The following is a 14,404-nucleotide window of genomic DNA, read 5'->3' as shown; positions in this document are numbered from 1 at the left end:
ATGTTCACCTCATTATCCTTTCATCATTTCATCAAGCTTTTTTAATTTTTGTTTTAATCGTTTTTCACTTATCGTTCTTTTTTGTAGCTCTTGTTCTAGTTTTTCAAGTTCCATGAATATCTTTTGATCCGTTGATACATGAACGGTTGCCTGTGGATAACGTTTTTTTACAGCATCATGACTTTGTTTGCGAATTTTTTTTAACCTGAAACGGTCAAAGTGCTTTACTTTTGGGGCCAAATAAATATTGTCTTCATCTGAAACACCTTTAATTTCGACTACTTCTTCCATTGAGAGGACAATTATCTTTGCTTCATCAGCGCGTTCTTGATCAATAATGACTGTTTCTGATAACTGGATTGGCCTTACATCATATCCAGTCCCTGTTAATGTTTGACAACCGGCTAACAAGCTTACCACAATTATTCCGTTGATTATCCCTTTCATCATTTTTCTCCTCTCATAATAGTTATGTATAACAAAGGGTGACTCTAAAGAGTCTGCCCACACACAATTGTGCATAACGCTCACTATTGTAAAAAAATGCGACCAGACCTTTTTTGTTTGAGTCACCCTAATAACTTATTCTTGTTTATATTGAGGCTCTTCTTCTTCAATTTGCTGAAGACGAGGCTCCAAGCCATCAACGACTCCTTGTGTTTGTTGGGCGGCTTGTTGGAAAAGCTGTTTTGCCTGTTCATTTTCTGTTTCAAGTGCAAACGTTTCTAGGCTTGCCTGAGCGCTCTTTAATCCAGCTAATGTTTGTTTTACTTTTGCTGCTACTGTCATTTGGAAATCCTCCTTGGGGTTCAATACGAATTTTGAAGTGTGATAACTTCAATTTATATTGATGAGATTATATTGGTGATATTTGTAGCAAATTATTATAAAAAAATTTATGAATATTATTATTTGAAACGAGATAAAATACAGAAATGATTTTACAAAAGGAGAAAAAATGAAAAACTTTCCAATTAAGGTTATGTTATTTTTTTATATAATGCTATCTAGGTTAAGTCTATGTGAAGCACTATCTCGCTTGATCCTTGGGGAGCCGACCATTTAAATAAAAAATGGAGAGATTGTTCAAAAAAACTTGAAAACAAATTCGCTATTCTATAACGGAATTATTATCGAGCATTTGTTCTTTGGGTTATCCAGATATTAAAGGTATAGAATATGCTATCTTAGAACTAAATGGTCAACTATGTGTAATCCCTAAAATTATATACGTGCTTTAACACCTAAAGATTTAAACATAAATCCTGATCATCCAAATTTACCGATAATCATTGCAGTAGAATTAAACATAACAATCTCACTTTTATGAATAAAACGGAAGAGTCGACAGTGAATAAGAAGGTAAGGTTTCTATAAATTTGTTCGATTTATTACGAGGAAGGTTCTTGTTTTTTTGCTTAACACACTAAAAAAGAACAGATTATATTTACTCTGTTCCTTTTTAAGTAAGATCTTAATTTAATAGCTCATGGTCTTTAAGTACGCACTAAAGAACCATACATATTTCTCTAAGGGGTTCCGTCAGGAAAATGCGGATTTACAACGTTAAACTATTTTTTGGGAAACAAAAACCTTGCTTCCCCAACGCTAAGCAGAAGAAGCAAGGTGAGTTAATAATTTCACTTGCCAGAATCACGAGGTGGATTCACCATGTTCATGTAATTTATATCTTCCAGGGTAAACAATATTCACCTCAACCTTTACATGGCGCAGGGAATCTTGGTTTAAAACGAGTTGCTGTTTTCCTGTGGCAATGCTCTTCCATTGATGTGGATGTTTGCGATACAAAGATTCGCCCAAATTGTAAATATCTATACCCTCTTTAAAAGCAGTTTGATACGTTTTGCGGATTTGCTCCTCTATTTTTTCCTGAGCCATTTGTGTGAGTTCCTTTTCGGTAAGGTCCGTATGCAATTCATTGATCCCCGCCTTCACTTTTACTGAAATATCGAAATACGCCTTGTTCAATTTCACAATAGGAGTCACTTCATATTTGGGTTTTTCTGCGACAAGAACAGCCGCAAGCTTCTCTTCGGTAAACAAATCAAGAGTACTCGGATCGTGTGAGTACTTAGCCAGGGCATTCCCGACAAATCCTTAAGATCCATTCGTCCATAATAATTGTTTAGATCATATACTTGTACGCCTGAATATCTAAGCAGCTCTTTTGGTTTATTACTTTCCTGCCATTGACCTTTGCGAAGCGATAATTCCGGTATATAACTGGTTCTAGCCTTTTCGTTTGAGTCCAGTACAAATTGTTGCAGGCGGACCGGAGCAAGGATAGAGAACTGTCTGAAACTTTGCTCGGGATTGTGAAGAATGGATGCCTTTGGCGATAATCTAAAAAATGGAGTTGCCAGCAAGATTTCTTCAAGAGGCTCTCTTATACTAAACAGCCAGGCCAAGTATCTTATTTCACGATAACGGTTGATCAATTCCAGCACTTGAGTTCTAATTGTAATTGACTCGAATCGGCTATTTCCTCCTGATGATGAAAACCATTGTTTTCATAAAATCGGGTCAAATGAGGAAGCGCAGTTTCATGAATGAACGTTTGGTTGTCACTTAAACCCTCATAATAAAGCAACAGGATTCTCGATTGTTCATCATTAGGGTTTAATTTGTAAACATGGTGCTTAACATCTTGACACATTTTAAAGTGTTGGATGAGTGATTGTTCATTAAGTGGTTGCAAGACGGTTGCCTCTGTATTAGGCGTTGGCCTCTTGCTTTCTGCCCCCTGATTTCCAAATAATCTTATCATTCGTCGGAATAGTTTATTCATCCTAGCTAGTCACTCCTTTTGGCTAATTCTTGAGATGATTATTCGACCGATATACAGGATCAAGGTCCCTGCTGTAAAGATACAAAATGAAGGAAAATAAAATCTTCCTAACGAGTCTAGAAAAGCCATGTCGCTCATCGGCAGCAAAATGGCAACAAGCATGGCCAATGCGCCAAATAACACGGGTAACCATCTGCGTTTTTGTAAATTCCACAATTCTCCCAAGAGATAGATAGAAAGGGACACACGAATAAATGTACCGGATAGCCACTGATAAATCGAAAAAAAATCGACATGCTTCACATCTTCTCCCAGTCTCACGATTCTCCATTGAGCGTAAGCGGGGTATCTTTGGTTAGCCGCTTCATCAGGGCCAAATATAGCAATCGATCCCATTAATGGTCCTAACGTAAGTCCTGTAAGGATGAAGCACATCAACATCAAGCTTTTAAATCCTGTTTTTTTTGTTAATTTGTGCTGAATCAGCAACATCAAGAAAGACAACTCCAGCAATCCCCCGGCAACGTAAGGAACACCTTTCCATAATGGAGTTGTCCCGTTTTCTAACAAAGGAAAAAGCAGGGTATAATCTTTAAACTGAAAATTGGCAATCGCCACAAGATGACCTAGAATAACAACAAATGGCAACAATATTCCGCTCACAATTGCAATTGTACGGAGTCCTTGAAAAGCAGCAAAGAAGCATGCAACAAGTGTGGTTCCCGCAAGAACTAGTATCGGTGTTTGCGGCAAGTAAGATGCGATTGTCCATGTTAGAGTATCTTTTAAGGAAATAAAGCCCATGAGCCATAATAACAAACTATAAATAATTACTAAGATTGCAGATAAAAACTTTCCAAAGTGCTGATCTAGCCACTTTTTCATGTGTTGATTGTTCGTGTTTTGAATGATGTAGTTCAAGCACCAATCCAAACAGGTGAAGCGACAAAAACAAGAAGCACTACGAGCCAGGCATCTCGCTTTGATGCTTCGAGTAGTAAAGGGATAATAATCACGTGGTTCATTAATCCAACCGAAAGCATAATAATCATGTATGACTGAATAGGAGTAATCTTAGGCAAAAACTCACCTCAAATCCAACAATTGGAAATAGAAACATCATGAGCTATAATTCCCTCAACAACTTCGTTCTATTCATCTGATATTAAGCTAGTCCTGGCTTATATCGGCCGGACTAACTTAGAGCAAGAAAAAAATGCTAAGCCCGTCACATCAAAGGCTTAGCGTATATTTTGTTCATCCAGCCTAGTTATCCATTTTGATAAAACTTTAACGTGCTCGCAGTCAAGCAACCGTTTTCCCAACGAAACTACACATTTTCAATAATAATCCTTTGTGCTGTTCTCAGGTTGCGTTTTACAGTTCTCAACACATTTTCTTCTTCTGCGTAAGCACCTACTTGCACACCGTCAACAATTACACGTTTAATAGCCATATTGCTTTTCAGATTAGTCGATTTTCTCTTCAAATTAAACGCGCGTGCTAACCCATTAACATGCCCTTGGGCAACCGCTTGCCGCCAATTCGGGTCTCTTAATTTTTGGGCATCGCTTGCATGATCAATAAATCCGTTCTCCGTTAATAAAGCGGGCATTCTGGTTTCTCGCAGTACATGGAAATCGGCCTTTTTTTTACCACGGTTATGCAAGTTATTTACTTTGACAATTTCTTCATGCATAATGTCCCGAATTAACGCTGTTCTCGATGAATCAGACAAACTGTTATGAATATAATCTTCATACCCATGAGCTGAACCGTTAAATGCATTAACGTGGATGGATAGAAAATAATCTGCACCCCAAGCATTCGCATCATCTGTACGTTCTTTCAAGCTGCGCGTAATATCTGCTGTTCTACTCATTTTAATTTGCAGGCCTTCATAATGGTTTTCCAAGAGATTTCGGATGCTATGGGAAATATTTAAGGTAATTTCTTTTTCCTGCATCCCATTGCCAATAGCTCCTGGGTCCACTCCCCCGTGACCAGGATCTAAATATAATTTAAACATTTTACACCACCTCGTACAAATACAATATGATCGAAGAGTAACGGAGGTATAGGAATTCGTCTGAGGTACATATAAAAATAGGTGATGATAGGCATTACATTTCATTGAATCAGATGATTTATTTTAAATCTAAGAAATTTTCCAAATGCGAGACCATATGTATGAGCAGCAGGAATTAATGTTCCATATTTTTCGTGGGTCAGGCAAACTCTTGTTCATCTAGACAGTAGGCTGATTGATTATTGATGCTTCTTTCTTAACAAAACACCTAAGTGATTCTCTGTGCATATACTGTATCATTACTACAGGATTATGATTAAATACAACTCAATCCATACATAAAATAATCAAGGAGAGGTTAATTTTGAAAATTCCAAAGACAGCCAAAGTTAGTATCCCCTTTCCATCCGTATGGGGGATTGATGCTTCTATTGCGGGGAGATCCATTATTAGAGGTATACTTACCATTGATTCCATTGTAGACAACAAAGTAGTAGGTACAGTTAATTTTCGTGGTATACCTATTCCGATTAATGGGTATTGGGACGAAAGCGCTAAACAAATAAGTTTCGATTCACCATATGCCTCCTTTTTTGGCAACTTGACAATATTTGATGAGACCGCTATAAGCATTCGGCATTTCGTTTTAAGTGGACGGTTTATAATGAAACCTCCCTCTTTGCTGGCTGGTGAATATGGAAATTGGATTGCTACAACCTTTACACCCCGTTTGGGACCTCCCATATATACTAATGTTTTACCACCTGCTGGTGCCTTTTCAGTCTCAAGTATGCTCTTGGGACAGCAATTGTTTTAATTAGACCATGACTTTATAAAAACAACCTTCGTTTGTGATTGACTAAGGTTGTTTTTTATAAAGTGTTCTCGGAAAATACAGCCTTGCTTTAAATCTGAGTTTAGCGTATATCTCCGTTAAAATGTACTCGGAACCCTTTGATGATCGTGCCTAGTTAGATAAACAAATATTGATACTTCCTTATAGAAATAGCCTGCTTGGTTAGGTACGTTGTTTCACAATCCCCGGAAATTTTTAATATAAGTAATGAATGCTTATTTTTTCCTTCCGATAGCTTTCTATATAAAGAAGCTCTAGATACATTTGTAATTTCACAAATTTGATTTACAGTCATATTTCCTTCTTTATATAGCTTTACTGCATAATTCATTCCTGCGTGATTTTTATGATATTTCTTTAACCGTCCTTTAAACTTCCCTTCTTTCTTTGCGAGCTCAATTCCTTCACGCTGACGCATACGAATAAAGTCTCGCTCTAATTGGTTAACGCCAGCCATTACCGTAATTAAGAATTGGCTATATGGATTATCTTCTGATAAATCTAGCCATGTATCCTTAAGTGATTTTAAGCTTGCCTTTTTATTTCGTATTAAATCAATCAATTCAAATAAATCTTGCGTACTTCGAGTGATCCGAGTTAAATCTGTAACATAAATAATGTCACCTTCCTGTAAATCCTCTAACATTTTTTGAAGTTGTTCACGATCTTTTGTGGCTCCTGAAGTTTTTTCTTCATAAATAATATCCATTCCAATTTCGTTCAATTGCCGAAATTGTCTTGAAGGATTTTGGCTAGTCGAACTGACGCGTACATAACCGATTTTCTGCAAAATTTCACCTCGTTTTTGAGACAAGTCTTATGAGACACTCTTAACTATGATTTTATCAGTCTACTTGTATCAATAGAGTACACTCTATTGATATATAATTGAGCTAATAAATTGAAAAATACAGAAATGGGCTGATACTGAATGAAAATTGCTAGAGGTAGAGAATTGCTTACACCGGAACAGAGACAGGCTTTTATGCAAATTCCTGAAGATGAATGGATATTGGGGACCTACTTCACCTTTTCCAAACGTGATTTAGAAATCATTAATAAGAGAAGGAGGGAAGAAAACCGTTTAGGGTTTTCCGTTCAATTAGCTATTCTTCGGTATCCCGGTTGGCCATACACTCATATTAAAAGCATCCCAGATTCGGTTATACAATATATATCGAAACAAATCAGTGCTAGTCCATCCTCGCTTAGCTATTATCCTCAAAGGGAAAATACACTTTGGGATCATTTGAAAGAAATTCGAAGTGAATACGACTTTGTAACTTTTACCTTGAGTGAATATCGAATGACATTTAAGCACCTTCATCAATTAGCTTTGGAAAATGGTGATGCCATTCATCTACTGCATGAATGCATAGATTTTCTAAGAAAAAACAAAATCATACTGCCTGCTATCACTACACTTGAAAGAATAGTGTGGGAGGCGAGAGAAATGGCTGAAAAGAAGCTGTTTAATACAGTTAGTCAATCTCTAACAAGTGAGCAAAAAGAAAAGCTTGAAGAAATCATTACTTCGCAACATTCATCCGATTCCAATAAAACGATATTGGGTTGGTTAAAGGAACCACCGGGTCATCCTTCATCCGAAACATTTCTAAAAGTAATAGAACGACTCGAATACATACGAGGTATGGAATTAGAAACGGTACAAATTAATCATTTGCATCGCAATCGCTTGTTACAGCTATCCCGCTTAGGTTCAAGATATGAGCCTTATGCGTTCCGTGACTTTCAAGAAAATAAACGATACTCGATTTTAACCGTCTATTTATTACACCTTACTCAGGATTTAACGGATAAAGCCTTTGAAATTCATGACAGACAAATACTCAGTCTGTTATCAAAAGGCCGTAAGGCTCAAGAAGAAATTCAGAAACAAAACGGGAAAAAGCTGAATGAGAAGGTTATACACTATACGAACATCGGACAAGCTTTAATCAAAGCAAAACGGGAAAAACTAGACGTTTTTGAGGTTTTAGAATCGGTTATTGAATGGAATTCTTTTGTTTCTTCAGTGGAAGAAGCTCAAGAGCTTGCACGTCCTGCCGACTATGACTATTTAGACTTACTGCAAAAACGATTTTATTCTCTTAGAAAATATACGCCAACCCTATTAAGGGTATTGGAATTTCATTCCACAAAGGCGAATGAGCCACTTTTACAAGCTGTAGAGATTATACGAGGAATGAACGAATCTGGGAAGCGAAAAGTACCTGATAACTCACCTTTGGATTTTATTTCAAAACGGTGGAAAAAGCATTTATACGAGGATGATGGTACAACAATCAATCGGCATTACTATGAAATGGCTGTTTTAACAGAACTTCGGGAGCATATTCGGGCTGGTGATGTTTCTATTGTGGGCAGTAGACAATATAGAGATTTTGAGGAATATTTGTTTTCCGAAGATACATGGAATCAAACGAAGGAGAATACAAGATTATCGGTTAGTTTATCATTCAAGGATTATATTACAGAGAGAACTAGCAGCCTTAATGGGAGGTTACATTGGTTAGCTGGTAATTCCAACAAGTTAGATGGAGTTTCTCTTGAAAAAGGAAAGCTGTCGATTTCACGATTAGAAAAAGATGTTCCAGAAGAAGCAAAGAAATTTAGTGCAAGCCTGTATCAGATGCTACCAAGAATAAAATTAACCGATTTACTTATGGATGTTGCCCATATAACAGGATTTCATGAGCAATTTACACATGCTTCTAACAAACGAAAACCAGATAAAGAAGAAACAATCATTATTATGGCTGCTCTTTTAGGAATGGGAATGAATATTGGCTTGAGCAAAATGGCTCAAGCAACACCCGGGCTTACATATAAGCAACTAGCCAATGTGTCTCAATGGCGCATGTATGAAGACGCAATGAATAAAGCCCAAGCTGTATTAGTAAATTTTCATCACAAGCTACAATTGTCTTCTTATTGGGGAGACGGCACAACATCCTCGTCAGATGGTATGAGAATGCAGCTAGGAGTTTCATCACTACATGCAGATGCAAATCCACATTATGGAACGGGGAAAGGAGCCACCATCTACCGTTTCACTAGTGATCAATTTTCTTCTTACTACACAAAGATCATTCATACTAATTCAAGGGATGCGATTCATGTTTTGGATGGTTTGTTGCACCATGAGACGGATTTAAACATAGAAGAGCATTATACAGATACAGCCGGTTACACAGACCAAATTTTCGGATTGACTCATTTATTAGGATTTAAATTTGCTCCAAGAATAAGAGATTTATCAGATTCAAAATTATTTACAATAGATAAAGCAAGCGAATATCCAAAATTAGAAGCCATTTTACGTGGACAAATAAATACAAAGGTCATTAAAGAAAATTATGAAGATGTTTTGCGATTAGCTCATTCTATAAGGGAAGGAACAGTTTCAGCATCCCTTATTATGGGGAAACTAGGTTCCTATTCAAGACAAAACAGCTTAGCTACCGCCTTACGTGAGATGGGCCGAATAGAAAAAACGATCTTTATTTTGAATTATATATCGGATGAATCATTAAGAAGAAAAATACAACGAGGATTGAATAAAGGAGAAGCCATGAATGGATTGGCAAGGGCTATTTTCTTTGGAAAACAAGGTGAGCTTAGGGAACGAACCATACAGCATCAATTGCAAAGGGCCAGTGCCTTAAATATAATCATTAATGCCATCAGTATCTGGAATACTTTACATCTAACAAAGGCAGTTGAATATCAAAAACGGTCAGGTAGTTTTAATGAAGAATTATTGCACCATATGTCACCTCTAGGTTGGGAACATATTAATTTACTTGGAGAATACCATTTTAATTCGGAGAAAATGGTCTCGTTAGATTCTTTAAGACCCTTGAAACTTTCTTAACGTTGTTAAAACTGGGGAATAGTCGGGGAAATGGGCTTAGCGTTGTAAATCCGCATTTTCCTGACTGTACCCCACCTTTTAAATACGTAGAGATATAAAAAAACACGGACAGCATCTTTATTAAGATAGCTAACCGTGGTTTGTTAGTATATGAACTTTTTTACACTTTTTCGAACCTCTAGGAGAAACTCTTTTTTCTACTGAATAGACGATTTGTTTTCTGTTTCTTTTTCCAATACATTTTCAATATAATCTTTACCCCAGTCATACATAGCATCCAGAATAGGCATCAGACTTCTTCCATACTCAGTGAGTGAGTATTCAACTTTTGGTGGAACGACAGGATAGACTTCACGATGAACAATCAAATGGTCTTCAAGTTCGCGCAATTGATTAACAAGCATTCTTTGAGTGATACCCGGCATGAGGGCCTTTAGTTCACCAAAACGTTTGGTTCCTTCTTTTCCTAGATGCCACAATACCAACATTTTCCATTTTCCACCAATAATCGAAAGAGTCAATTCTTTTTCACAATTAAACACTTTTTCCCCAAGATTCGGCATTCATTTCACCTCCAACCCTTATTATGTCCCATAGTATACTTTTTGTTACTATATGATAAAAAAGTGCATACTTTTAATTTAGTAACATACCCAGTATACTGAGTATCATACCGTTAGTAAATAGCTATCAATTGGATACAATAACACTGTGCAAAAGAAAGCTATACGGCACAATTATACTATTATATAAGGAGCGAGTAATAAATGAAATTACAATTAGCATTAGATCTTGTAGATATTCCAGGAGCCATTGAATTGGTGAAAGAAGTAGAAAATCATATAGATGTTGTAGAAATCGGCACGCCGGTTGTGATTAATGAAGGCCTTAAAGCAGTAAAGGAAGTGAAAGCTGCCTTCCCTAACTTAACTGTATTAGCTGACCTTAAAATCATGGATGCAGCTGGATATGAAGTTAGCCAAGCATCTGCAGCAGGCGCTGACATCATCACCATTCTTGGTACAGCTGAAGACGAGTCCATTAAAGGTGCTGTAGAAGAAGCAAAAAAACAAGGTAAACAAATCCTTGCTGATATGATCGCAGTTAAAGACATTGAAGGTCGTGCGAAAGAACTGGATGAACTAGGAGTAGATTATATCTGCGTTCACACAGGTTATGACCTTCAAGCTGTAGGAAAAAATTCTTTCGAAGACCTTGCAACCATTAAGAGCGTTGTAAAAAATGCGAAAACTGCTATTGCAGGCGGAATCAAATTAGAAACACTTCCAGATGTGATTAAAGTACAACCAGATCTTGTCATCGTAGGTGGCGGTATCACAAGCAAAGACGATAAAAAAGCAGTTGCAGCTAAAATGCAAGAATTGATTAAACAAGGTTCATTATAACTATGAAAACTACTCAATATTTAGCTGAAGTCGTTCAAGAATTAAGTCGGACAGTCGACTTAATCTCTGACGAAGAAGCAGAGAAGTTGGTTAATAAGATTCTGGAATCCAAAAAAATCTTTGTTGCAGGTGCGGGCAGATCTGGATTTATGGGCAAATCTTTCGTGATGAGAATGATGCACATGGGGATCGATGCTTATGTAATCGGTGAAACTGTAACAGCAAATTTAGAAAAAGATGATTTGTTGATCATCGGTTCAGGTTCAGGTGAAACGAAAACCTTGGTTTCAATCGCTGAAAAAGCAAAAAGTTTAGGTGGGACGGTCGCAGCTGTAACGATTTCCCCTGACTCCACGATTGGAAAATTAGCTGATATTATCATTAAATTGCCTGGATCACCGAAAGATCAATCTGAAAGTGAATATAAGACCATACAACCAATGGGGTCACTTTTTGAGCAAACGATGTTATTATTTTATGATGCATTGATCTTGCGTTTTATGGAAAAAAAAGGCTTAGACTCTACTAAAATGTACGGCAAACATGCCAATCTCGAATAGAGTACACTTTAAAAAATATGGAAACATCGTAAAGACCGCATTTATTTCTTTTATGAATTGCGGTCTTTACTGCATATTACAAATAACACAGTCCATACAGGAAAGAAAAAATAGCCTCTGATTCAGTCCCTTCTATGGCCGGATCAGAGATCATTATTGGGTGGGGCACAGCCAAGAATTTAGCCATCACTCACAGTATGAGCCCTATTTGGGTTATCACCAATATTTCACTGGTAGGCCCCATGTCTATATAAGTTTTTTTATGGGAAAATAAAATCCTATTGGCGATGAAAAACGCTTCATAAGTGTAGTAAACAAAACTCTTCGTTTTATAAAACAAAGGAATGAGGTTGAATAAATGGTTCAATTCGGCGTAATCGGTACTAATTGGATTACAGAAAGATTACTTGAAGCAGCAAATGATGTAGAAGATTTTAAACTAACTGCTGTTTATTCTCGCACGATTAGTAGAGCAGAAGAATTTGCAAGTAAATATGGAGTAACAAAAATATTTACAAACCTAAAAGAAATGGCAGTTAGTCAAGAAATTGACGCGGTGTACATTGGCTACTCCCAATTCATATCACGCAGAACAAGCTATTTTATTTTTGCAAAATGGCAAACATGTGTTATGTGAAAAGCCACTGGCTGTTAATGCAACCGAAGTAGCGAGGATGATTCAAGCCGCAAAAGATCATAACGCCCTATTAATGGAAGCAATGAAATCAACCTTACTTCCAAACTTCAAGGTCATTCAAGATAATTTACATAAAATTGGTCCTATCCGTAGATACTTTGCAAGCTATTGTCAGTATTCATCTCGTTATGATAAATACAAAGAAGGAATTGTCCTTAATGCCTTCAATCCAGAGTTTGCGAACGGTTCATTAATGGACCTTGGTGTCTATTGTTTGTATCCACTTATTACATTATTTGGTGAACCAAAAGAAGTGAAGGCAACTGGCATTATGCTTGATTCGGGTGTGGATGGTGAAGGTAGCGTCATCTTAAAATATGATGATAAAGATGCGATTGTGATGTATTCCAAAATAACGAACTCTTATTTACCAAGCGAAATTCAAGGCGAAAAAGGAAGTATCATGATTGATAAGATTCATACGGCTGAAAAAGTAGAAATTCACTACACTGACGGCACGGTTGAACAATTAACAGTCGACCAATCTCATCCAGCTATGTATTACGAAGTGAAAGAATTTATTGAATTAATCAACCGAGGAAAAACAGAGTCTGATACTAACTCATATAAAAATTCATACACCACGATACAAGTGTTGGATAAAGTGAGAGATGAAATAGGTCTTGTATATCAAAGTGATCATAAGTGAAAAAACACAAAAACCCCTACAGCGACTTGTATTATTCTCTTGAGAAATTACGAATCTGGCCTGTTTGTCGAAGAATAAAAGAAATCGTTTTAGAACTTACCTAAACTATTTTGCATCCATTCTTTTTTATAAGAGCATTATAGCATTTTCTACCCGGCTAACAAATTTTAAAGGACTTTTGCTTATTATGCAAAGGTTCAATGCTCATTTTTTAAGATGTGTTTCTTCTTATTAATTTGTGATTTAGTTTAAGTATTCCTTAATAGGAGTAGCGACAATGACACTACCCCTATTAGGATCCTACCAACAACCGCACTTTTCTGACCCCACCCTACCCTACAGAGTAAAAAGGGTTGTAAATGTAAAAAAAATCCATGCTATGACCCTTTTTTACAAGTACCTCGGTCGTACCCCATATTAAGCATCCTCACCATATTCAATCAACTCAAGCATCATGATTTACACCACCCCCGCGGGTAGGATTTCGTCAGCCATAATCACTGTTACGGTAAATTCTCACGCCTTTTTGCCGAGCTTATAACACTGCGACTCTTACTAATTTCAGTGCTAATCGACTAAGAGAGAGCCCTTCAAGACGTTACTCTATCATTTGACTCTTCGATATAATCCTTCAGTTCCCAGAAGGAACTGTCTAGCCTTTACCAGAGTGATGTGACCATCCTCCATTTACGCTAGAAACATTTCGCACCATTAGTCGAGTAGAAGAGAACCTCTCCACCTTTCGGTTGATTGTGTTCTCCCCCTCACAGAACCGTGCTTGCGCTACTCACGCACACGGCTCCTCCTAGTTACCATTCACAAAAATAACTTGCAATTCCTGCTATCCTTACTAGTTTTGTTTCCATTTAATCGTCCTACCTCTGAGTGTAGGTCTACCTCTGCGTGTAGTAAATGTTTCCCTAGCAAGGGTGGTAATAAGGTAGCAGCCTTTCCTCCATCGGCATTACCCAACTTCATTGGTACTACGCTGCTATCCGACTCCCTAACCAGCATTTGGTTTCCTTGCTTATTATCGCTTGTACACCATACTCTTCTATTTAAGAAAAGACTGATAGGGTCTCCCGAGTTGCCGTATCATATCAATGTGTAACGTGCCAAGGTCTCTGACCCCAGAGAGGTTTCATTCCTCTTGCCATTTACAAAGAATGAAATGTTGCTTTCTATCGCAGGTAAGACATCAGCCCTCTCGATTTACTAACATTATGGGGCTCAATCCCTTCAACCATTTGGCTTTCGGCCCGCTACCTAACTGTCTACGCTTAAAGACTAAAGTTACCTTTAGTCCTCCAAGACTCGCTACGAGTGAATGGCTAGTTCTTACTCGACGGGAATCCCACCCGCTATATGATACGACCTAGGCTCGGCCGCACACCTGCTTCGTTAGTTTAAGTGAATTTATTCACAATCTCATAGATCTTCACAATAATACCAAAAATAACGGATATTGTTCTTATTTTTTCATAAAAAATGGGAATACCT

14 protein-coding genes and 2 pseudogenes are annotated in these 14,404 nt (G+C 37.3%); 6 read left to right on the top strand and 10 right to left on the bottom strand.

All coding sequences use genetic code 11. The features are described from left to right. Positions 1-12: 12 nt before the first annotated feature. Positions 13-450 carry a hypothetical protein gene (locus BkAM31D_RS06600; protein ID WP_066154447.1) on the bottom strand — a complete coding sequence of 146 codons (438 nt, stop codon included), beginning with the start codon at positions 448-450 and terminating at the stop codon, positions 13-15. Between the two features lie 132 nt (positions 451-582). Further along, positions 583-789, bottom strand: coding sequence for a DUF1657 domain-containing protein (locus tag BkAM31D_RS06595; RefSeq protein WP_066154443.1), 207 nt, complete (start codon positions 787-789; stop codon positions 583-585). A 359-nt stretch (positions 790-1,148) separates the two neighbouring features. On the opposite strand from BkAM31D_RS06595, the gene BkAM31D_RS24810 reads away from it, so the two are divergent. Next, positions 1,149-1,241 (top strand): DUF421 domain-containing protein, encoded by a 93-nt coding sequence (locus tag BkAM31D_RS24810; protein ID WP_371807186.1) that lies wholly within the window; start codon positions 1,149-1,151, stop codon positions 1,239-1,241. 412 nt (positions 1,242-1,653) lie between these two features. Here the strand turns inward: BkAM31D_RS24810 and BkAM31D_RS24170 are convergent, their stop codons facing one another. From BkAM31D_RS24170 to BkAM31D_RS06575, 6 genes are all read right to left on the bottom strand, one after another. After that, positions 1,654-2,064 carry a Ger(x)C family spore germination C-terminal domain-containing protein gene (locus BkAM31D_RS24170; protein WP_235820423.1) on the bottom strand — a complete coding sequence of 137 codons (411 nt, stop codon included), beginning with the start codon at positions 2,062-2,064 and terminating at the stop codon, positions 1,654-1,656. Next, positions 2,004-2,468, bottom strand: a complete 465-nt coding sequence (locus BkAM31D_RS24940; RefSeq protein WP_439951165.1) for a Ger(x)C family spore germination protein — start codon at positions 2,466-2,468, stop codon at positions 2,004-2,006. Before BkAM31D_RS24940 ends, BkAM31D_RS24170 begins: the two co-directional genes overlap by 61 nt. Next, the gene (locus tag BkAM31D_RS06585; RefSeq protein ID WP_066154440.1) at positions 2,456-2,809 is read right to left on the bottom strand and encodes a hypothetical protein; all 354 of its coding nucleotides are present in this window, start codon (positions 2,807-2,809) and stop codon (positions 2,456-2,458) included. The genes BkAM31D_RS24940 and BkAM31D_RS06585 overlap by 13 nt, the downstream gene beginning before the upstream one ends. Positions 2,810-2,818: 9 nt before the next feature. After that, entirely contained in the window at positions 2,819-3,730 is a 912-nt protein-coding gene (locus tag BkAM31D_RS06580) for an endospore germination permease (protein ID WP_257391634.1), read from the bottom strand. Further along, entirely contained in the window at positions 3,727-3,891 is a 165-nt protein-coding gene (locus BkAM31D_RS24165) for a hypothetical protein (RefSeq protein ID WP_235820415.1), read from the bottom strand. The genes BkAM31D_RS06580 and BkAM31D_RS24165 overlap by 4 nt, the downstream gene beginning before the upstream one ends. Positions 3,892-4,139: 248 nt before the next feature. Then, complete coding sequence (locus BkAM31D_RS06575) at positions 4,140-4,838, bottom strand: N-acetylmuramoyl-L-alanine amidase family protein (protein WP_000475617.1); 699 nt, start codon at positions 4,836-4,838, stop codon at positions 4,140-4,142. Positions 4,839-5,202: 364 nt separating this feature from the next. Here BkAM31D_RS06575 and BkAM31D_RS06570 point away from each other — a divergent pair, with 364 nt between their 5' ends. Continuing rightward, positions 5,203-5,655 carry a hypothetical protein gene (locus BkAM31D_RS06570; RefSeq protein WP_000701227.1) on the top strand — a complete coding sequence of 151 codons (453 nt, stop codon included), beginning with the start codon at positions 5,203-5,205 and terminating at the stop codon, positions 5,653-5,655. 256 nt (positions 5,656-5,911) lie between these two features. On the opposite strand, the pseudogene BkAM31D_RS06565 reads toward BkAM31D_RS06570, so the two are convergent. Then, positions 5,912-6,484 (bottom strand): annotated as a pseudogene (locus BkAM31D_RS06565) (recombinase family protein); the annotation flags it as partial. Between the two features lie 141 nt (positions 6,485-6,625). Between BkAM31D_RS06565 and BkAM31D_RS06560 the strand changes: the two are divergent. After that, a complete protein-coding gene (locus tag BkAM31D_RS06560) occupies positions 6,626-9,592 on the top strand; it encodes a Tn3 family transposase (RefSeq protein WP_066154437.1) in 2,967 nt (988 codons plus the stop codon). A gap of 197 nt (positions 9,593-9,789) precedes the next feature. Here BkAM31D_RS06560 and BkAM31D_RS06555 read toward each other — a convergent pair whose 3' ends face one another. Continuing rightward, positions 9,790-10,155, bottom strand: a complete 366-nt coding sequence (locus BkAM31D_RS06555) for a winged helix-turn-helix transcriptional regulator (protein ID WP_031538335.1) — start codon at positions 10,153-10,155, stop codon at positions 9,790-9,792. A 204-nt stretch (positions 10,156-10,359) separates the two neighbouring features. On the opposite strand from BkAM31D_RS06555, the gene hxlA reads away from it, so the two are divergent. From hxlA to BkAM31D_RS06540, 3 genes and pseudogenes are all read left to right on the top strand, one after another. Next, entirely contained in the window at positions 10,360-10,998 is a 639-nt protein-coding gene (hxlA, locus tag BkAM31D_RS06550; RefSeq protein ID WP_066154434.1) for a 3-hexulose-6-phosphate synthase, read from the top strand. Between the two features lie 2 nt (positions 10,999-11,000). Continuing rightward, positions 11,001-11,558, top strand: a complete 558-nt coding sequence (hxlB, locus tag BkAM31D_RS06545) for a 6-phospho-3-hexuloisomerase (RefSeq protein ID WP_066154431.1) — start codon at positions 11,001-11,003, stop codon at positions 11,556-11,558. Between the two features lie 358 nt (positions 11,559-11,916). Further along, positions 11,917-12,904, top strand: a pseudogene (locus tag BkAM31D_RS06540) (Gfo/Idh/MocA family protein). Positions 12,905-14,404: the final 1,500 nt, after the last annotated feature.

It is taken from the genome of Halalkalibacter krulwichiae, from assembly GCF_002109385.1.
In the GTDB taxonomy this organism is placed as follows: Bacteria; Bacillota; Bacilli; order Bacillales; family Bacillaceae_D; genus Halalkalibacter; species Halalkalibacter krulwichiae.
The sequence above is the reverse complement of the archived record's forward strand: the minus strand, read 5'-3'. Positions and strand labels throughout refer to the sequence as shown.